Below are 19,705 nucleotides of genomic sequence, written 5' to 3'. Positions count from 1 at the left end.
AGATATGTAGAATTGTTATATTGTTTAGACTCTAAATGATTCATACATTGAGTTTTTTGTTTTATAATCAATGATTTATAAATCATTAATTCTTGTAATTCTTCATAAAGTATATTAATTACTGGTATTTTTATATCTTTTTTATTTGCAAGGGATATAGCACTACTTAACATTCTTGCATCTATCTTATCTGTTTTAGTTTTATTCCCTAATGCTTTTGCAAAGTTAGAACTTTGTTTAGGATTAATGATAAAACACTTAATATTTTTATTTGCACAAAAAGATTTTAAAGCAGAAGAATAATTCCCTGTTGGTTCATAGATAAATATTAATTTATCAATATCTTTTTTATATAACTTCTTTAATTTGGAATATAATTGTTTGATAGCTTGTATATTATTATCAATAACTAAATCTAAATTATTACAAGGAACATATACATTAATAGTTGACTTACTAATATCTAATCCGATAGAATACATATCTGGAACCTTTATTTTAGGATAAAGAGTTCGTTAGGGTAGGATTTCTCCTACCTGATTTGTCATATAAACTTTACACTCGTGAATACTAACTAGTTAAACTGTTATTGTTGCCACTCAAATTTAAATATGACTATCCAACTGTCTGTCAAGATAATTATTTAATTAATTTCTTTCAGTCCTCATCGATATATCATTTTAACTAACTCTATGAAAATATATTAACATATCTCCATTATTTGTAGTATACGAGTCCTCACTGTTCCCCGAAAAAAAAGCCTAAAATCTTAGCTTCATCAAAGGCAGAAAGAAATCCCTTCGGTTGTTAGTTCTCTTGTATTATCTTAATATTAATTAAAGTAAGTAAAAGTTTCGAATCTAAACAAATCAAAAATGCAAATGTCCTTATCCCACCTTTTATTCCAACATTTGCAAAAGCCGAATGTTTATTTTTCTCTTTTCTAAACAAGATTGGCAACTGTTTGAGTGTTTAAAAGTTGCTAAATGCAAGTTTTAATAAGCGAGTTTTGCCAAGCAGAAAAGATAAAAATAATAAGGGAGGGAACCCAAAGGGCTTTGAAACTCTGTTGGTGGTTTTGCTTACTTTGTCCACACAAAGTAAGAGAAAGCGGAGACCTTTAGGTGTTTATGAGAAAATTATATTAAATCCAATTCTTCACTAATATCTTTAATAAGTTTAGAAAGTGGGCGTTTATTTATATCTTTATCTTCTACATATCCACCAGTTATATGTCTTAAAACATCTTCACGATTTTTAAATAGAGTCCCTTCATATTGTTGATAAAGTTCATCAATATAACTTTCATTATAAATTTGTGCTTTTTGGATAAGTTCTAAAACAATGTCTTTGTGTTCTTGGTATAAAGTTTCTAATCTAAAAGTATCTATTGTATTTTGTGTTGCAATATCATTAGTATCTAAAGGTTTTAAAGTTAACGATATTCTCTCTTTGGATAACAAATCAAATTTTTTATTTTCAGAATTTACATTATTAAAAAATTTCGTAAACTTTGCTTTTTCATTAAAACAATCTTCATAGGGATGGAGATGTTTATTCTCTTTGAAATCTACAACTGTTTTAAACTTACTGTTACATATATTACATGATGGTATTAAATTATAAAAAGACAATGCAAGATAAGGATATTTTCCTTTATCATAATAGTGGTCTAACACAGCTAATGTTCTAAGTTCATCATTTTTTTTGTTATCATAAATTCTAAATATGTATTCTCTATTGCAGTAAGGACAACAAGTTAATCCTATTTCTTTTGCAAATTCTGGTTTATTTATTTTATTGTCGTAATCAAATATTTTTCTTAGTTTTTTAATAAATTCATTTTCATTTTGTTGTTCAGTTGTTAAGCTACCAACCTTTGGTTTTCTATTCAATATAAAATTTATTGAAAGACTATTTATTTTATCTATATGTTCTCTCAATACATCAGGTTTACCACATATAATAGTTTTTAAATTATCTTCAATATATGTAACACACTCTTTATATTTTGCATTTGAATTATAAAGTGTTGAAGTCTTTAAATCGTTAAACGATAAATCTAATTTTTGAAAATAATCATCTAATGATTTTTGATATTGTATTTTAATCATATTATTTACTATTTTTCCAAATTAAAGTCATTCTCTCTTCTAATCTTTTGATTTCTTGTTTAATTTGTTCTACTTCTGATAATCTTTTACTATCCAACATTTTTTGAAGTTCTCTTTTAATTATAGGTTCGCCAATAATTAAAATTATATTCTCGCAATATTTAATTTCATCTTCACTTAATTTTATTTGATTTAGATATTTAATCGCTATATCAATTTTATCTTTCGCAAACTCACCCATAAGCCCATCTTTCATAAAAAAACCATGCGAGAGTAAAGTATGGATATTTGCTCCGAAAGTTTGTTGATTATCTTCAAACGGATAAACTTGTTTTCCCTTTTCTAAAAATATTACATTTTCTTTTGGTAAATCTGAAAGGATAAATGGAGAATGCGTTGTAATAATAAGATGTATATTTTTATTCAATGTATTAAAAAAAGAAATCATATTATTTAACATTTCTTTATGCCATTGAGGATGTAATCCTAATTCATATTCATCGATTAAAAAAAAGTTTTGATTTATTTTTTCAGCATAAGTAATATCCATTTCTACTTCATCTACTTCTAAATCTCCTACATCAATTATTTCTGTACCATACTCTTCATAAGTAATTTGTTCAGATAAACTAATAAACATACTTAACATTGATAATAAATTCTTTTCTCCAAAGCTTAATGAACTAAAACTTACATTATTTTTATCAAAAATCTTAATATTAAAAGCGACAGTAGGTAAATCGTATATAAAATTAATAGTATCTTTTTCAAGTTCATCAATTCTTAGTCTAAAAAAATGATTACTATCGGAGTGTTGAGATAAAGGAGAATTTACACTATTTAAATCATATAGCAGTTCTTCTTTATACTTGTATTTTTCACTTAATCTATGTTTTAAATGAAAATCATTTTCCATATTAAATATCATTGTATCCATGTTGTTGATATTATTTAGGTTAGCTTCTTTACCAATATTATTCATGTTAGATTTTAAGTCTAAAATATTAAGAATTTGTTTTAATGTCTCTTTCTGATTGAACTTAGTATCCTTTATATTGGCAATCATCTCTTTAATTTTATTTCTAGTAGAAATTTCATATTCATCTAGGTCTTCAGACAATTTATCATATTCAATGTCAATTACAATATATTCAGGATTAAACATAACATTAGAAAATTGCTTTTTATTTAATGCTACAAAAACTTTTAAAAAATGCTTAATAATATGCGATGAATTATCTGAAGTTAAATTAAACTCCTGATTATTTTTATTTGAAAGTAACTTATGATTATTTTCATTTTGATAATATACTTCATGAATATTTGTAAAAAGACTGTGTCGTTTTTCATTTGTTATAAATGTTATTTTTGTAAAATTATTTTTATTTTCTGTAATTAAGAGATTCTCCTTTGAATGTAAATATAATTGTTCTTTGTGATAAAAAACTATGAATATTTTATTAGGTATCCATTCAGAAAAAAATCTATGTAAAAGTCTTAATATGTTACTCTTTCCACTTCCATTCTCCCCAACAATAGCAGTAATATTTATATTTTTGGGAAAAATACTTACATAATCTTTATTTTCTTCAATAGTCAATTCTTTTGTATCTTCATCATACTTACAATCAAACCTAGGAGAAAAATTAAACCCCTGTTTCTTTATATTCTTATAATCCTCAACCCACAAATAAACCAATTCCATAATAACTCTTTGCTAAAATATTTATAAGTATGTTACAAGAATATAATTTAAAAGTTTCACCAATTAATTTGTATCAAAATATAAATATTGACAAATAGGCGATATTCGCCTATAATAACAAAAAATAAATTTGAGATAACTATGACACAACAACAAATGAGCAAACTCCTTGATATACCAGAACGAACTCTTAGAGATTGGAAATATGGAAGAAATAGATTATATACACTACTTCAAAATATAGCCTATGAAGATGCAAAAGATAAAATTCAAGCAGTTGATATAAACGATACCATAGAGTTTGAGCCATCAGATTATTCTGTAAATATGTTTTGGCAAACAAATGAAAAAAGTAAACAAAAAGTTTATGCCATCATTTCAAACTATCTATCAACTGTAAATACAGATGATATTAAAAAATTGTGTACTCAGTTTGGTAAAAATATGGTCAAAGCAGTCTTAAACGATAAATATAAAAAAATGTATGCACAAGGTTATATTTCAACAAGTGGAATGGACATACCATTAAGTGGGAAATACAATGAAAATCCTACTTTCAAACAATTATCAGGAATAATAAATGACTTCTAGTGTAATAAAAGTATTAAATAAAATAAAAAACTCTACTATATTTGAAGATGAACTTTATTTTATAGGCGGAACAGCACTTTCATACTATATCAATCATAGAATTTCAGAAGATATTGATATTGTAAGTCCAAAAATATTAGACTACAAAAAAATAATACCTGCTTTGACATCTTTAGGAGCAAAAAAAATCAATGACGAAAATACTACGGCACTAAGACTTGCAGGGCTATTTCCTGAGGAATACATATTGAAATTTGTATTTGATGAAGTTAAAATAGAATTTTTTTATGCAAATCGTCCAATTCAAAAAGAAATCTTAGTCAATACAAAATATATAAAGTATGAGAACTCTACTCTTAAAATCTTAGATTTGAAATCAATAGCAAAATTAAAAATAGTTGCTTTATTTCAACGAGATAAAGCAAGAGATTTATTTGACTTTTGTTCCATATTACAAAATAAAGTACTTACCTTAACAGAAATATTAGCTATCTCTCAAAGTATTAAAAACATAGATTCAAAAGATAAAATACTTAATTTTATAACATCAAAAAAAGAATCAAAAGATGATGAGAGTGTTTATTTGAATGAACAAAATAAAATAAACTTGACATTTGAAGAGATTAAAACAAATACTATTTCGGCATTAAAAAAGTTTTAGTTATCTTCCTTGGGTACATCAATATCCCAAATAACACTAACCCCATATTCCTGACTTAGCGTTATATACTTCTGATAAGTAACCTTCTCTTTATACTTCTTCGAATGAAAAGTAACAACAACATCTTCACCCTCAAGTAACGCTCTAACTTCTCTTTGTTTCAAATACTTTCCATACTTACGTAAAGAATTTTGCCAAATCTTAAAATCACAAGTTGATTCAGGAGTTAATTCAAAAAGTTCTCCATCTTCACTATACCATTTGGCGTTGGAGCAAGCATAAAGTTCTACTTTTTTGCCATTTATCTCTTTTTTTCTTACTTCTATTTGCCCGTCTTTACAATATGGGCATTTACCTAGAATCAATTATAAGCCTTAAATATTTTTCTGTTTGAATAGACAAAAATAAAAATCACTATTAATAAAAATATACATAAATAAATAGTTTTATTCCACCCAAAAACTTGATAAAACATTGGAGGAAGAATTGAACCAACTGTTCCACCTATGTAATAAAAACTTAGGTACATACCTGATGTTAGGGATTTTTGTGTCTGTTTTAAAGAATTTGCTATTCTTGTACTAACTGTATGAACTATAAACATACCTAAACAAAATAAAAACACATTTAGAAATAAGATAAAAGGATTTTGTACAATATATAAAGCTGTTGAGATTAGAAATATAACTATTCCCAAAAGTATAGTTTTCATCTCTTTATCAAAGAACTTTATAATCTTATGAATAAAAAGTGAAACTATTATTCCAACTCCATATCCTAAATATAGAAGTCCTATTTGACTCTCATTTGTAGTTGGATCTAACTCTTTTAGTCTAAATGGCAAGATATTTAAAACTCCCGCAAATACAAAAAATATAGAAAACATCAAAAGATAGATTACTACAAATCTTTTGTCTTTTAATATGTGTGTTATATCTTTAATAGTTGCTTTTGTTAGATGAGCTTGGGCGTCATAATTTAGCCTTGTAATTAAAAACAAACCTACAAGTGAAGCAAAAGATAGAGATAAAAACACCATCTGCCAACCAAAATATGTAGCAATATATCCTGAAAACACTCTTCCAACTAATCCACCAAATACAGTTGAAGCCACATAAATAGACATATTTAGCTTCACATTTACTTTATCTATATTTGCCAAAATACTCATAGATGAAGTTAAAATAGCTGGTATTACTATTGCTTCTATTGTTCTTATTGTTAAAAACATCTCATATGAAGTAGAAAAAGATAAAAAAGTATTTGTAATAGCTAAAATTACAGAAGCTATTATCAAAACTCTTTTTGCATTTACTCGTTCTAAAATATATCCATAAATAATTGGAGCTATGGCCAAAAATAACATGATTACTGCTGTAAATTGTGAAGATTTTACAATAGATACTTCAAACTCTTTGGCAAGTAAAGGTTGAAGTGGTTGGGTTGCATACATAACTGATAATATAACTACAATGTTATATATGATAATAAAGAGTTCTTTTGTTTTCAATTTTGTCCGATTTAATATAAATAAAAAAAGGTGAGAAAAACTTCTCACCTTTTTAAAGTTTTAAAATATAAATTACATATATGGTAATTCTATAATATAACCGTAACCTTTTTGAGAGATGATAAAGTCATCATCTATAATTTTATCTTTTAATCTTTTCATTACTGTTCTAAATGCAGAATCATTTGTAGATAAATCTCCCCAAACATCTTCTTTAAATTTTTCAACAGAAACAACTTCACCTAAGTTTTTAATTAAAACTTCTAAAATTTGAGACTCTTTTTTAGATAATTTAACACTTAAACCATCTTTGTATAAAAGACTTCTAGATCTATTATATGTATATGTATTATTTAAAGCTAGTGGAGAATCATCTTCATTGCTATCTTTTTTTGCATTAAGTAATTCTTCATTTGCTTTTTGAAGCATATCCATCATATTATCAACATTTAATGGTTTTACAAAATATCCTAGAACTTTCAAATTAATAAGTTTTAATAAGTCTTCTTCATTTTTATGTGCAGAAACTATTATAAACTTTTGTTCTGGAACTAGTTCTAAAATCTCATCAATCATTTCAATACCATCTTTATTTGGCATTTTGATATCAGTTAAAACTAAATCGAAACATTTATTATCATTAAATTTTTCTTTGTAAGAATCTATACCTTCTTGACCATCACTTGCAACAACAACTTCATCAAAAATCGTGTTTAGGTAAAAAGATAGTGTTTTTCTTGCAACTTCTTCGTCTTCTACTAGTAAAACTCTAGTTGTGTATGTACTCATACAGAGCTCCTATTTTTTATTTATCATTAATTCTTATAGTTCTATAGTATAACATTTTTTTGCTTTTTTTATTAAACATATTAATTATATAACTTAATATTTAACTTTTGCTAAGTACAAACCATTTGGAAGAGCTGGTATTTTATTGGATATTTTTTTCTTTTGAAGTTGATTTTTTAAATCTTCATTTGAGAGTTTTCCATCTGAAATTTTAAGTAAAAATCCAACCATCAAACGCATTTGTGATCTTAAATAAGAGTTTGCTTCAAAATAAAAAACATAAAAATCTTTATATTTATAAAATTTAGCATCATAAATTTCTCTTTTTAGATTCTTTTTTTCACTTCCTTTTTTGTGAAAATATTCAAAATCATGTACCCCAATAAATAACTTTATGGCTTCATTTATTTTTTTTTCATCTATTTTTTTTACAAAAGTTACATAATTTGCTAAAAAAGGTGTTGGTTCTTTTGTACTAACAACATATCTGTAAACTCTTTTTTTAGCATGAAATCTTGCATGAAAGTCATCACTTACTTTTTGAATATTTCTTACTCGTATAGAACTTGGAAGTTTATGATTTAAAACTTTTTTTAGTTTTTCTAAATTTGTCCAAAAAGGAGGTATATCTATGTTAAAAACTTGTCCTGTAGCATGAACTTGTTTATCTGTTCTTCCACTTAATGTAATATTTGGTTCTATATTTAAAAGCTCAAAGAGTTCTATAAACTTATCTTCAACACTTTTTTTATTGGGTTGTCTTTGTGAGCCTTGATAAGAAAATCCATCATAAGAGATTGTTATTTTTACATTCATTAATATACTTTTTGAACATTTGACTTATATATATAATAGGACAAAATCATCCAAAAAACGGCCATAACACCTACTGCACCAAAACCCATAGCTTTTGTTAGTGGATCAGAAATCAAATAATAAACTACTACACTTATTATTGCATATACCACTGACCTATTTTTTTCATATCTAGGATTAAAATATCCAAAAGCAACTACCAAATATATGGATATAAAAGGGAAAATTGAAGTTAGTACATAAAAAGAAAGTCTAGCTATATCACTTTCACTATCAATTCTTGAATTCCAATACTCAAACATTGTTGTAAAAGGAAGTAAATCAGAATCACTAAGGGTATCGTTTATGTGCATTACCTTATAGTCAATCTGATTGATTTTATCCTTTTCAAAATAAAAGGTTTTACCATCATTTAATACAAAGCTTAAATTTCCAGAATCATTTTTTAATCTTGCATTTTGCGCGATTATAAACTGATCCACATCTTTTTTTTCTGTTTTAAACAGTTTTACTTCTTCATATAACTTGTCATCTTTTTTACTTATATATATAAGCCAATCACCAAACTTTTGACCAAATTCAGATGCTTTAATATTAAAATTTGCCTCTTTTGTTTTTTGATTAATCATCTCAGATGAAAGATATTTTGTTTTTGGAATCAATCCAATAGAGATTATCAAAAGTGATAAAGACATGACTAGGGAAACAGGCAAAAATATTTTTAAAATATTTGTTGGATTTAATCCAAAAGAAGTTATAACAATCAATTCATATTCACTTGATAACTTAGCTAATGTGATTACCATAGAAACAAAAAATGATATGGGCATGGTATAAAAAAGTATGCTAGGAAGATTATAAGTATAAAGAGTAATTAACTCAAATAAATCTATTGTTATTACTGAAGTCATCGAAGCAATTCTTACTAAAAAAATAATTGATGTAATAAAAAAAAGCACTAAAAATATTGGGAAAAATGTACTTGAAAATTGAGATAGTAAATACTGTTTTAACTTCACAAAATAACCTTTGAAATTTGAAATATATATTCTACAAAAAAACCTAAAGACAAATAGGGAATAAAAGCTGTCTCTTTTTCATTTTTTTTGACACTATTATATATTGATGGAATTATAGCAAAAAGTGCAGCTAAAAATATAGCGATGATTCCAGCTTTTATACCTAACACGGCTCCAATTACGGCAATAATTGGTAAATCGCCCTCACCCAATGCTTTTTGGGTTTCTAGAGTTTTATCTTTTAATATCTTTGATTTTATATTTTGGATATAAAAAGTTATAAAAAAATCAAGTATTACAAAAGCTCCTGCAAAAATAAAAGCATCTTTTATAGAATCTAAAAAGTCATCATAAACACAAAAAAATCCTAAAACTAGAACTAAAAGTAAAATCCAATCAGGTACTGCTTTATAGTTTAAATCAATAAATGATAAAACAAGTAAGGTATAAAATAAAGCTAAAATAAAAAAATACTCTAATGAAAATCCCAATTTAAAAAAAAGAGATAAAGCAATAATTCCAGATAAAACTTCCACTAAAAAATAGTTAATAGAGTATTTTTCACCACAATATTTACACTTTCCTGCAAGAATTATATATGAAATAATAGGGATATTGTGATACCAAGGTATAGTTTTATCACAACTTGTGCAATGACTTCTAGGAGTAATAATAGATTCACCTTTTGGAACTCTTATGATAACTACATTTAAAAATGAGCCTATAATTACTCCAATAAGAAAAATACTAAACAGCTCCAAATCTTCTCTCTCGATTTTTAAAATCACTTAACATATCATCAAATTCATTTTTTGAAAATTCTGGCCAATATGTTTTTGTAAAAAACATCTCCGCATATGCACACTGCCATAAAAGATAGTTTGAAATTCTAATCTCACCACTTGTTCGTATTAGCATATCCACATCAGGAATACCAGCAGTATCCAAACATGCTTCTATATTTTCTTCACTTATTTCAAGTTTTTTTTCAACAAGTTTTTTCATAGCTCTTGTAATTTCATCTCTCGAACCATAATTTAAGGCTAATATTTGAGTAAGTCCTTGCCCATTTTTTGTTTTTTCTTGGGTATCATTTATTACTTTTTGCAATGATTTTGAAAATTTTGACAAATCACCAATAGCCTTAAACTTAACGCCATTTTCTAAATATACTGGCAACTCATTTTTTAAATATCTCTCTAAAAGTTTCATCAAAAACTCAACTTCTAACTTTGGTCTTGACCAATTTTCAGTAGAGAAAGCATATAAAGTTAAATATTTTATTCCTAAATTATTTGCATGTGTTGTTATATCTCTTACAACCTTTGCACCCTCTTCATGCCCAACCGTTCTCTTTAAGCCTTGCTCTTTTGCCCATCTTCCATTTCCGTCCATTATCATAGCAACATGTTGCGGTAAATTACTCATAAAACTCCGAAGACAAACTATCTAAAATCTCCAATGATATATCAAATTTATTTCCATCAAAACTTATTGTTTTATCATTTATTATCAACTCTATTTTGTTTGAATTTGAACCAAAAGAGTTATTTTCATCAATTATATTTAAACAAACAGCATCAATGTTTTTTTGAGTTTTCATATTTTGGGCATTTTCATATGCGACCTTTTTATCCATCTCAGCTTTGAAACCAATAGTATAAATATCATTTCTATCTAAACTTGATAAGATGTCAATATTTTGTTTTAGCTCTAAATCCCACTTTTCACCAATCATTGATTTTTTAAGCTTTCCATTTTGAGGATATAACGGAACATAATCACTTACAGCAGCTACCATAAAAAGATACGGTTTCTTTTGTATCAAAGTTGACTTGGAATCATCCATCAAAGTTGTAGAAGTTTTAGTTCCTTTTTTTGCTACAGTTATTGACTCTTGTAAATAAGAATACATCTCTTGTGAACTTTGAGCATTTATTATATGTATATCTTTTGGTAACTCTTCATATCCCCTAGAACTTACCAAACAAACATCTGCACCTCTTAAATAAAGTGCTAAAGCAAGAGAAGAAGCCATCTTACCAGAAGAAAAGTTTGAGATATATCGAACATCATCTATTTTTTCAACAGTTCCTCCACCACTTAAAACTACTTTTCTATTTTCCCAATACTCATCTTTTAAAAGCTCTCTTACTGTGGCATAATATATATCATCAACTTCACTTAAAGCTCCATTTCCAATATCTCTACAAGCCAACTCTTTTGATACAGGTTCTACTATCTTATAATTACAAAGTTTTAGCATCTTCATACTTGCACTTGTAATTGGATTTTGTATCATATTTGTATTTGCTGCAGGACATAAAAGTTTTACTCTTGGATATGCTAGTGCTGCTTGAGTTAAAATATTATCAGCTATTCCATGGCTTAATTTATTAATTGTATTTGCACTAGCTGGAGCTATTACAAAAATATCTGCCCACTTTCCTATTGCTATATGATTATAATATGAATCCTTATCCCAAGACTCATTTATATCATCTAAAATTTGCGATTGAGAAATAGTCTCAAAAGTCAATGGAGTAATAAATTTTTTAGCAGAAGAGGTCATGATAACTTTTACATTTGCCCCAGCTTTTATATACAATCTTATAAGTTCTAAAGTTTTATAAATCGCAATCGAGCCTGTAACTCCCACTAAAATATTTTTATTTTTAAGCATCATTTTTCCCAAAGAATTTATAAAAATATCCTTTTACTACTTTTGTAGCAGCCCTTGTTAAAACCAAATCACCTTTTTTAACATCTTTTGTAACAGTAGTTCCAGCAGCAATTAATACATCATCTTCTATTGTAACAGGAGCTACTAATTGTGTATCACTTCCTACAAAAACATTTTTACCTATTTTTGTTTGATATTTTTTCACCCCATCATAATTACAAGTAATAGTTCCACAACCAATATTTGTACCCTCATCAATTTCACAATCTCCAAGATAAGAAAGATGCCCAGCTTTTACACCTGTTAATATTGCTTTTTTAGTCTCTACAAAATTCCCAATATGAGTATCTTTTATAACAGAATCTGGTCTTATTCTTGCCATTGGTCCAGCATCACTATTTATAAGTATTGCATCTTCTACTATAGTATTTGTTTTGATATGAGAATTTTCTATTTTAGTTTTTCCTAAAAGAGTAACACCATTTTCTATAATACTCTCACCAATAATTTCCACATCAGAGTCTATATAAATAGTCTCTGGCAATCTCATAATAACCCCAGCTTTCATAAAAGCTTCTTTTATTCTATTTTGATGAATGACCTCAGCAAGGGCAAGTTCATATTTTGAGTTAACCCCTTTAAAGTTCTCTTCATTTACAATCAGAGGTTTTAATGTTTTTCCATTTTTTATTGCAATTTCAATTAAGTCTGTGATGTAGTACTCTTCTTGAGCATTATTGTTTGATAAAAGTGGCAATGAATTTAATAAAAATTCTGTACAAAACTGATAAATTCCAGCATTTGCACTTGTAATTTTCAATTCATCTTCTGTTGCATCTTTTTGCTCAACTATTTTTTTTACTTCATCATTTTGGATAACTACTCGTCCATAACCATCAGCACTTTTTAGCTGTAATACTGACATAACAATAGTAGCATCAAGGTCAAATTTTTTAAGTTCATTTGCTTGAATTAGTGGCATATCAGCATTTAAAACCAAAGTTTTTTCATACTTTGGTTTTATCCCCATAACAGCACCACCAGTTCCTGGAAAATTTACATGATCTTGTATAACAAAATTTACCTTATCACCAAAATACTCTTGCATAGTCTGTTTTACTAAATCAGCTTTATGATATAAAACAACAGTAATATCATCACTTAATTCTAAAGCCTCTTTAATACTATAATACAACATAGGTTTACCAGAAATTTTATGTAATACCTTTGGAGTTTCTGATTTCATTCTAGTACCAGCCCCTGCTGCTAGAATAATAATTGATTTATTAAACATTTATACCCTTACTTTAACGCTTCTGCTACTTCTTTTTTCAAATTATCTGCAACTTGTTGAAGTGCATTTCTCATCTTTTCATCTGTAATATTATTTTCAACTAATTTAACTAAATTATCTTCTTTTTCTTTAAAAAAAGCAGCTACAGCTTTACTTTTTTTAGCTCTATTATACATAAGAACACCAGAAGATATAAGTACCATTACAAGTTTTGCATGACCTAAAATCGCAGCATAATTTAAAATCGTAAATCCTGCAAAATCAGGCTCATTCATATCTGCACCTGCTGAAATTAAAAGTCTTGCGATTTTATAATTACCTTTCCATTGTGTATGATGTAAAACAGTTCTTCCTTGTTTATCTTTTATATTTAAATCAGTTTTTTTAGATAAAAGTTTTTCCACAAGTTCATAATCATCTGCAATTACAGCCTTATGAAAAATCGTTCGTCCATCTTTATCTGTTATATTTACATCAACTCTAAACTTAAGCATAAAAACAACTCTTTCTAAGAACTCTTGTCTTTCTTTTTTTGTTTTTGCTTTTAAACCTTCATCAATCATACAAGATAGAGGAGTGTTCCCTTCATTATCAATCTTATTTATATCAGCACCATTATTTAAAAATACTTTTGTAAGTTCCATATTATTGTAATGGATTATGTCAAATAAAATAGTTTTCCCATCACTTTTTGATTGATTTAATTTAGGTCTTTTTATAATCAATCTTTTTAAAAGTCTAAAATATTCTCCATTTTCAACAATATCTAAAAATCTTCTAGAACTTGCTCTTTTACCATTATCTTGAATCAATATCATCTCAACTAAATCATCAACAATAGTTCTTTCTTCATAATCTTGATGGTCAATATCTATACCTTTTTCAAATAAATAATCAAGCATCTCATAGTTTTGATACCCTTTTAAACACTCTTGAAAAAGAATAGTTTTTCCATCTTTATCTTCAACATTTATATTAGCACCTGCATTTAATAAAAATTCTATCGCTTCAAAATCTTTATTATTTACAGCATGAAAAAGAATACTCTTACCTTCTTCATCTTTTTTATCTATATCTAAACCATTATCAATCAAAATTGTTAATAATTTTTGATAATCATTTTCTTTTTTTACATACTTATAATCAGTCTGTCTATATTTATCTAAATCATTTTCTCGTAAAATATTAAATATCTTTAATATCTCATCTAAAATAGTTTTTTGTTCAATATCTTTTTGATTTACATTTATATCTTTTTCTAATAAAGCATCTAACGTGTCTAAATGGCTTGCCCCTTTTAAAACAACTTTAAATAAAACATTTCTTTTATTATCATCTAAATGATTTGTATCTAAACCATACTCTATTAAATATTTCATAATAGTTTGGTCATCTTTTAGTGCAGCAGAAAAAAGAGCCGTTTGCCCCTCATTGTCAGCAACATTAACATCGTCTATACTATTTAATATTTCCCTTACAATTCTAATATTTCCACCTTCAATGGCATCAAAAAGAACTGTTTTTCCATATGTATCTCTAAATGTTAAATCTGCTCCATGGGCAAGTAAAAGTTGGAAAACTTTCAGATTTCCTTCTAAAGCAATATCTTGAATAAGTATTCTTCCTGAAGAATTTATATAGTTTAAAGAGGCTTTTTTCTCCAATAAAAATCGTATCATCATGCCATCTGCATTTGAAGCAGCAATAGATAAAGGAGTCTTACCTAAACTATCTTCATGGTCAATATTTACCCCATTTTTAAGTAAAATCTTAACACCCTCTATTTTTCTTTTATGAACAAGTTCAAATAGAAGTGTTTTACCCTTTTCATCAGTTGCATTAATATCTAATCCACTATCAATAAGTTTTTGTATTTTATCTTCATTTATATAGTCTTTCATCAACTCTTTTTGTAAAGATGTGCTATCATCAGACTTAAACAGATTAAACATCAATAATTCCCTCTAATACTTTTAATAATGCCTATTATATCTAAAGAAGTTTAAAATCTTCTCCTACGTCTAAACTCTTTTTTCTCTCTTGGAGGAAAGCCTCTTTTATTATCTTCTGACTCTAATTTAATGTCTTTTTTTAAAGAATTTTCAATAAACCGATTAAATGAACTTCTAGCAATAGTTGCTTTTATACTATCAGGAAATTGTTCAGGTAATTTATATGATAACCAAAGATAAAGAGATATCTTTTTTATTTCATCTTCAACTAATAATAAATCCTTTTGTGTTCTTGCAACTTTTGGTAGAGTAATGGAAGGTTTATACCTTATAACTTTGTTTTTTAATACGGCTGAAATATAAATATCATATGCTTGTAAAATAATCTTTGACTTTATGGAAATAGGCGCTTGAGAAAGCATATATTTATCTTCTAATTTTAAATTAAATTTTTGGTCAACAATAGAAGCTGCACTAATCATAGAACCTATATTTGCAGCCACAAATGGACCTTCAAACTCCATATTTGTAGAAAAAAACTTTAAAACCTTGGTTAAAGATGTTGTTTTTAAATACATAGCTAAATTTGTAAGCTGTTCATTATTTATTTTTACTTTAAAAGGAGGTTTTATTGTTTTAATAGGTTTCTCATACTCTTCTTTTATATATTTTAAACTATCTTTTGTTGTAGCCCCTATAAAACCTTTTTCATGATGTCCATAACGCCCTGCCCGACCAGCTATTTGAACAATCTCATTTACACTTATTCCTCGTCTTGAAGTACCATCAAATTTCATGTGTGTAGTAAAAAGTATAGTTTTAATAGGAAGATTCAATCCCATAGCAATTGCATCTGTTGCTATTAATATATCTGTCTCTTTTTCCCTAAATCTTCTAGCTTCATCACGTCTAACTTCTGGAGAGAGATTTCCATATATAACAGAAACTTTATGTTTTCTTTGGAGTTTTTGTTTAAACTTTAAAACATCACTTCTAGAAAAAGTAATCAGGGCTGTACCACTTTCTAAATTTCCCAAAGCAATATGCTTATCTAAAAGTTGTAATTCATTTTTTCTTTTAAATTTTTCTATTATTAACTCTTCTTCCAAATATGCTGCTATTTTTTTTACAGCATCAAGGGCATTTACACTTCCTGTCATAATTATTTTTTTAGCAGGACATCCAATAATTGCATTTACCCAAGCCCAACCTCTATCTTCATCATCAAGCATTTGAACTTCATCAATAACTGCGACATCAACATCCATATTATAATCAATCATCTCAATAGTAGAACAAACGTGAGCAGCATCTTCATTTAAATTTTGTTCTTCCCCTGTGATTAAGGAAGCTGGTATTCCTTCTTTTGTTAAGTCTTCGTAACCTTCAAGGGCAAGTAATCGTAAAGGTGCTAAATAAAGTCCACAATCTGCTTTTTTAAGCTCACTCATTGCGCGATATGTTTTACCTGAATTTGTAGGTCCCACAAAAAAATGTAATTCTCTTTTCATACTTCTTGCTAATGGATATAAGGATTTTATATCACAATTTAAAAGCTCTTTTAGTTGTTCTTGCCAATTAGTTTTCATATTATTCTTTTTGATTTTATAAGTATTAAATTCATTTTATCATAAAATATTAATATTATAATAAAAGATTTTAAGGGATTTTTATGACTTGCGATTATTTTGGAAAATGTGGTAGCTGTACTTTATATGATATGAACTATGAAGAACAATTAGCTTATAAAGTAAATAGAGAAAAGGAACGATTTAATGATATTACTACAATGGAGTTTGAAATAATCAAAAGTGAAGAGGAACACTTTAGAAATAGAGCAGAATTTAGATTTTGGAAAAACTATGATGAAGAAGATAAGCCAACACTTTCATATGGAATGACAAGTTTTGAAAAAAATATCATAGAAATAAAAAGTTGTTCTATTGTTTCAAAACAAATAAGTAATCTTATGCCTAAACTTCTTAAAATAATTTCAGAAGATGAAATACTAAACCATAAAATTTATTCAATTGAGTTTTTAGGCTCAACTATTGATGACATGTTAGTAACACTAATTTACCACAAAAAGTTAGATACAAAGTGGGAAGAAAAAGCAAAAGATATACAAAACAAACTAAATATAAAAATCATAGGAAGAAGCCGCAAACAAAAAATCGTTTTAAAAGAAGAATTTATAAAAGAAGAATTAAATATCAATAATACAATTTTTAAGTTTCAATATAAAGAAGGAGGATTTACTCAGCCTAATACAAAAGTAAATAGTAAAATGATTGAGTGGGTTTTGAATAATATTGAAGCAAAAGATGATTTATGTGAACTTTATTGTGGGGGAGGAAATTTCACTATTCCATTATCAACAAAATTTAATAAAGTATTAGCAACAGAGATTTCAAAAACATCAATCAACTCTGCACTTACAAATTGTAAGTTAAACAATATAACAAATATTGACTTTATAAGAATGAGTGCTGAAGAGTTTGTAGAGGCTTTAAATAGTGTTAGAGAATTTAGAAGATTAAAAGACGTTAATTTAAGTGATTATAACTTTTCAACCATATTTGTAGATCCTCCACGTTCTGGACTTGATGATACTACAAGAGAATTAGTTAAAAATTATGAACAAATAATATATATCTCTTGTAATCCAGAAACTTTACATAGAGATTTAAAAGAGTTAGTAAAAACTCACCAAATCTTAAATTTTTCTTTATTTGACCAATTTTCCTATTCTAAACACATTGAAACAGGAGTAATCCTTACAAAATCTTGTTAAAATTTAGCATAAAAGCTGTAACAAGGTAGAAAACATGAGAATAAATACAAACATAGCTTCGCTTAATGCACAAGAAGCGGCGTCAAAAACCAATAGTAATATAGCTACTTCATTAGAAAGGCTTTCTACAGGATTAAAAGTAAATAAAGCTAGTGATGATGCTTCTGGTTTAGCAATTGCTGATAAACTTAGAACTCAAGCTACTTCTATTGGTCAAGGTATTGATAATGGTAACTCTGCTGTTGCCTTAATACAAATTGCTGATAAATCAATGGCTGAACAATCAAATATCTTAGATATTGTTAAAGCTAAACTTATCCAAGCTAATACTGATACTACTTCTGATGATGGTAGAGAAGCTATTAGAAAAGATATCGTTAAACTACTTGAACAATTAGATAATATCGCTAAACAAACTAGTTATAATGGTATCACATTACTACAAGATAGTTATGATAGTATGACATCATCAAGAGAACTTAGTTTCCAAATTGGAGGAAGCAAAGATGATATTATGCAAAGTTCATATATTCAATCTAACACAATTGGATTAGGTGGTGGAACAGAAGCTATAGATCAAACTTCAGGAGCAACTACAAGAAATAATATTATTTCTCAAGGATTATCAACTATATTTACTGCAGATGGAACAAATGCTGTAACTCTTGATGGTTATGCAACAGGAACAGCAATAAATGTAAATGTTTCAGGTATTACTGGGGAAATTACATTTAACTCATCTGCTGGAACAATAAGTAATGCAGATACTAATACACAATTGATTTTAGAAACTTTAGCAAATATTGATACTGCAAATGCAGTTTCTGGTGGTAGTGTTTCATTTACGCAAGTTGCAGCTGATGGAACAGAGACAAGTTTAACAGTAGCACAAGCACAAGCATTTACATCTGCTAATGGTACTTTAAAAGCTACAGTTACAGTTAGAGATATAAATAATAACGTATTAGGTGATTTTTCTATTACTTCTGCAAGTGGAGCAGCTGGTATTACAGCAGCTATCACAATCAATGAAGGGGCAATAGTAAATGGAATACAAGCAAATCCATCATTTAATGTTTCATCTGGTACAACAATAGATTTAGGTGGAAATGCGATAAATAGTTTAGCAATTAATAGTACAATTGATACTTATAGTATAGGGTCAATGACTATTAAACAAAATTCCGCATCAGGGAGTATAACATTTGGAGCAACAGCACAAAGTGTTATGATTCAAAATAATAATAGTGCAGTGGGAGAAGAACTAAAGTTAACAACAGGTATTAACAACGATGGTGCAACTGGTACAATATATGGTGGAGGAACACTTTCAGGTTTAAAAGCCTTGGCAACTGGACAGTTAACTAGAATACAAGCAGATAGATATCAAGGTGTAGTTGATGCAGCACTTAGTCAAATGAATATTTATAGATCTGATTTAGGTTCTACTCAAAACCAAATTGAATCGGCAGTTAGAAACCTAATGACTCAAGAGACAAATGTAAAAGCAGCAGAATCTGTTATTAGAGATGTTGATTATGCTGAAGAATCTGCAAACTTTAATAAACAAAATATTATAGCACAAGCAGGAAATTACGCATTAAGCCAATCTAACACTGTGCAACAGAATGTATTAAGATTATTACAATAATAAATAACAATTTATACATTAGATAAAAAGAGAGTTTAAAAGCTCTCTTTTTTTATTGTTATTTATTCTTTAAACTATTTTTAAGAATTGGTATGTAATAATTCTATTTACAAAGTAGGGATCAAT

General features: G+C 27.4%; 18 protein-coding genes. 4 read left to right on the top strand and 14 right to left on the bottom strand.

Annotated features, from left to right (window positions below; translation table 11 throughout):
* From ACQY5W_RS07895 to ACQY5W_RS07885, 3 genes are all read right to left on the bottom strand, one after another.
* Positions 1 to 482: IS110 family transposase (locus ACQY5W_RS07895; protein ID WP_428024421.1), on the bottom strand; the 482-nt coding region annotated here is incomplete at its 3' end.
* A gap of 657 nt (positions 483 to 1,139) precedes the next feature.
* Positions 1,140 to 2,114 (bottom strand): hypothetical protein, encoded by a 975-nt coding sequence (locus ACQY5W_RS07890; protein ID WP_428024420.1) that lies wholly within the window; start codon positions 2,112 to 2,114, stop codon positions 1,140 to 1,142.
* 1 nt (position 2,115) lies between these two features.
* Positions 2,116 to 3,819, bottom strand: coding sequence for an AAA family ATPase (locus ACQY5W_RS07885; RefSeq protein ID WP_428024419.1), 1,704 nt, complete (start codon positions 3,817 to 3,819; stop codon positions 2,116 to 2,118).
* A gap of 141 nt (positions 3,820 to 3,960) precedes the next feature.
* Here ACQY5W_RS07885 and ACQY5W_RS07880 point away from each other — a divergent pair, with 141 nt between their 5' ends.
* Both ACQY5W_RS07880 and ACQY5W_RS07875 read left to right on the top strand, forming a co-directional pair.
* Complete coding sequence (locus ACQY5W_RS07880) at positions 3,961 to 4,410, top strand: hypothetical protein (RefSeq protein WP_428024418.1); 450 nt, start codon at positions 3,961 to 3,963, stop codon at positions 4,408 to 4,410.
* Positions 4,400 to 5,071: a nucleotidyl transferase AbiEii/AbiGii toxin family protein gene (locus ACQY5W_RS07875; protein ID WP_428024417.1), complete on the top strand. Its 672-nt coding sequence runs from the start codon at positions 4,400 to 4,402 to the stop codon at positions 5,069 to 5,071. Before ACQY5W_RS07880 ends, ACQY5W_RS07875 begins: the two co-directional genes overlap by 11 nt.
* Here the strand turns inward: ACQY5W_RS07875 and ACQY5W_RS07870 are convergent.
* The 11 genes from ACQY5W_RS07870 to ACQY5W_RS07820 all read right to left on the bottom strand — a co-directional run bounded on the left by ACQY5W_RS07870 (position 5,068) and on the right by ACQY5W_RS07820 (position 16,723).
* Positions 5,068 to 5,436, bottom strand: coding sequence for a hypothetical protein (locus tag ACQY5W_RS07870; RefSeq protein ID WP_428024416.1), 369 nt, complete (start codon positions 5,434 to 5,436; stop codon positions 5,068 to 5,070). The genes ACQY5W_RS07875 and ACQY5W_RS07870 overlap by 4 nt on opposite strands.
* The gene (locus ACQY5W_RS07865) at positions 5,433 to 6,581 is read right to left on the bottom strand and encodes an MFS transporter (RefSeq protein ID WP_428024415.1); all 1,149 of its coding nucleotides are present in this window, start codon (positions 6,579 to 6,581) and stop codon (positions 5,433 to 5,435) included. The genes ACQY5W_RS07870 and ACQY5W_RS07865 overlap by 4 nt, the downstream gene beginning before the upstream one ends.
* A 72-nt stretch (positions 6,582 to 6,653) precedes the next feature.
* Complete coding sequence (locus ACQY5W_RS07860) at positions 6,654 to 7,370, bottom strand: response regulator transcription factor (RefSeq protein WP_428024414.1); 717 nt, start codon at positions 7,368 to 7,370, stop codon at positions 6,654 to 6,656.
* Positions 7,371 to 7,463: 93 nt separating this feature from the next.
* On the bottom strand, positions 7,464 to 8,186 hold the full coding sequence (truA, locus tag ACQY5W_RS07855) for a tRNA pseudouridine(38-40) synthase TruA (RefSeq protein ID WP_428024413.1): 723 nt from the start codon (positions 8,184 to 8,186) through the stop codon (positions 7,464 to 7,466).
* Positions 8,186 to 9,205, bottom strand: a complete 1,020-nt coding sequence (locus ACQY5W_RS07850) for an LptF/LptG family permease (RefSeq protein WP_428024412.1) — start codon at positions 9,203 to 9,205, stop codon at positions 8,186 to 8,188. The genes truA and ACQY5W_RS07850 overlap by 1 nt, the downstream gene beginning before the upstream one ends.
* Positions 9,202 to 9,966, bottom strand: a complete 765-nt coding sequence (locus ACQY5W_RS07845) for a prepilin peptidase (protein ID WP_428024411.1) — start codon at positions 9,964 to 9,966, stop codon at positions 9,202 to 9,204. The genes ACQY5W_RS07850 and ACQY5W_RS07845 overlap by 4 nt, the downstream gene beginning before the upstream one ends.
* Positions 9,953 to 10,633: a di-trans,poly-cis-decaprenylcistransferase gene (locus tag ACQY5W_RS07840; RefSeq protein ID WP_428024410.1), complete on the bottom strand. Its 681-nt coding sequence runs from the start codon at positions 10,631 to 10,633 to the stop codon at positions 9,953 to 9,955. Before ACQY5W_RS07840 ends, ACQY5W_RS07845 begins: the two co-directional genes overlap by 14 nt.
* The gene (gene coaBC, locus ACQY5W_RS07835; protein ID WP_428024409.1) at positions 10,626 to 11,891 is read right to left on the bottom strand and encodes a bifunctional phosphopantothenoylcysteine decarboxylase/phosphopantothenate--cysteine ligase CoaBC; all 1,266 of its coding nucleotides are present in this window, start codon (positions 11,889 to 11,891) and stop codon (positions 10,626 to 10,628) included. The genes ACQY5W_RS07840 and coaBC overlap by 8 nt, the downstream gene beginning before the upstream one ends.
* A complete protein-coding gene (gene glmU, locus ACQY5W_RS07830; protein ID WP_428024408.1) occupies positions 11,881 to 13,182 on the bottom strand; it encodes a bifunctional UDP-N-acetylglucosamine diphosphorylase/glucosamine-1-phosphate N-acetyltransferase GlmU in 1,302 nt (433 codons plus the stop codon). The genes coaBC and glmU overlap by 11 nt, the downstream gene beginning before the upstream one ends.
* 8 nt (positions 13,183 to 13,190) lie before the next feature.
* Positions 13,191 to 15,134 (bottom strand): ankyrin repeat domain-containing protein, encoded by a 1,944-nt coding sequence (locus ACQY5W_RS07825; protein WP_428024407.1) that lies wholly within the window; start codon positions 15,132 to 15,134, stop codon positions 13,191 to 13,193.
* Between the two features lie 50 nt (positions 15,135 to 15,184).
* Entirely contained in the window at positions 15,185 to 16,723 is a 1,539-nt protein-coding gene (locus ACQY5W_RS07820) for a helicase-related protein (RefSeq protein WP_428024406.1), read from the bottom strand.
* A gap of 83 nt (positions 16,724 to 16,806) precedes the next feature.
* Here ACQY5W_RS07820 and trmA point away from each other — a divergent pair, with 83 nt between their 5' ends.
* Positions 16,807 to 17,928 carry a tRNA (uridine(54)-C5)-methyltransferase TrmA gene (gene trmA, locus ACQY5W_RS07815; protein WP_428024405.1) on the top strand — a complete coding sequence of 374 codons (1,122 nt, stop codon included), beginning with the start codon at positions 16,807 to 16,809 and terminating at the stop codon, positions 17,926 to 17,928.
* 34 nt (positions 17,929 to 17,962) lie between these two features.
* The gene (locus tag ACQY5W_RS07810; protein WP_428024404.1) at positions 17,963 to 19,579 is read left to right on the top strand and encodes a flagellin; all 1,617 of its coding nucleotides are present in this window, start codon (positions 17,963 to 17,965) and stop codon (positions 19,577 to 19,579) included.
* Positions 19,580 to 19,705 lie beyond the last annotated feature (126 nt).

The sequence above is a fragment of the Arcobacter sp. genome (assembly GCF_050300555.1).
Taxonomy (GTDB): domain Bacteria; phylum Campylobacterota; class Campylobacteria; order Campylobacterales; family Arcobacteraceae; genus Arcobacter.
Note: the sequence above shows the minus strand (reverse complement) of the source record. Positions and strands in the feature narration are given on the sequence as shown.

Excerpts from the sequence above, each read along its gene's own strand:
- ACQY5W_RS07890 (WP_428024420.1), bottom strand. The coding sequence starts at position 2,114 with ATGATTAAAATACAATATCAAAAATCATTAGATGATTATTTTCAAAAA.
- ACQY5W_RS07885 (WP_428024419.1), bottom strand. The coding sequence starts at position 3,819 with ATGGAATTGGTTTATTTGTGGGTTGAGGATTATAAGAATATAAAGAAA.
- ACQY5W_RS07880 (WP_428024418.1), top strand. The coding sequence starts at position 3,961 with ATGACACAACAACAAATGAGCAAACTCCTTGATATACCAGAACGAACT.
- ACQY5W_RS07875 (WP_428024417.1), top strand. The coding sequence starts at position 4,400 with ATGACTTCTAGTGTAATAAAAGTATTAAATAAAATAAAAAACTCTACT.
- ACQY5W_RS07860 (WP_428024414.1), bottom strand. The coding sequence starts at position 7,370 with ATGAGTACATACACAACTAGAGTTTTACTAGTAGAAGACGAAGAAGTT.
- truA (WP_428024413.1), bottom strand. The coding sequence starts at position 8,186 with ATGAATGTAAAAATAACAATCTCTTATGATGGATTTTCTTATCAAGGC.
- ACQY5W_RS07840 (WP_428024410.1), bottom strand. The coding sequence starts at position 10,633 with ATGAGTAATTTACCGCAACATGTTGCTATGATAATGGACGGAAATGGA.
- coaBC (WP_428024409.1), bottom strand. The coding sequence starts at position 11,891 with ATGATGCTTAAAAATAAAAATATTTTAGTGGGAGTTACAGGCTCGATT.
- glmU (WP_428024408.1), bottom strand. The coding sequence starts at position 13,182 with ATGTTTAATAAATCAATTATTATTCTAGCAGCAGGGGCTGGTACTAGA.
- ACQY5W_RS07825 (WP_428024407.1), bottom strand. The coding sequence starts at position 15,134 with ATGTTTAATCTGTTTAAGTCTGATGATAGCACATCTTTACAAAAAGAG.
- ACQY5W_RS07820 (WP_428024406.1), bottom strand. The coding sequence starts at position 16,723 with ATGAAAACTAATTGGCAAGAACAACTAAAAGAGCTTTTAAATTGTGAT.
- trmA (WP_428024405.1), top strand. The coding sequence starts at position 16,807 with ATGACTTGCGATTATTTTGGAAAATGTGGTAGCTGTACTTTATATGAT.
- ACQY5W_RS07810 (WP_428024404.1), top strand. The coding sequence starts at position 17,963 with ATGAGAATAAATACAAACATAGCTTCGCTTAATGCACAAGAAGCGGCG.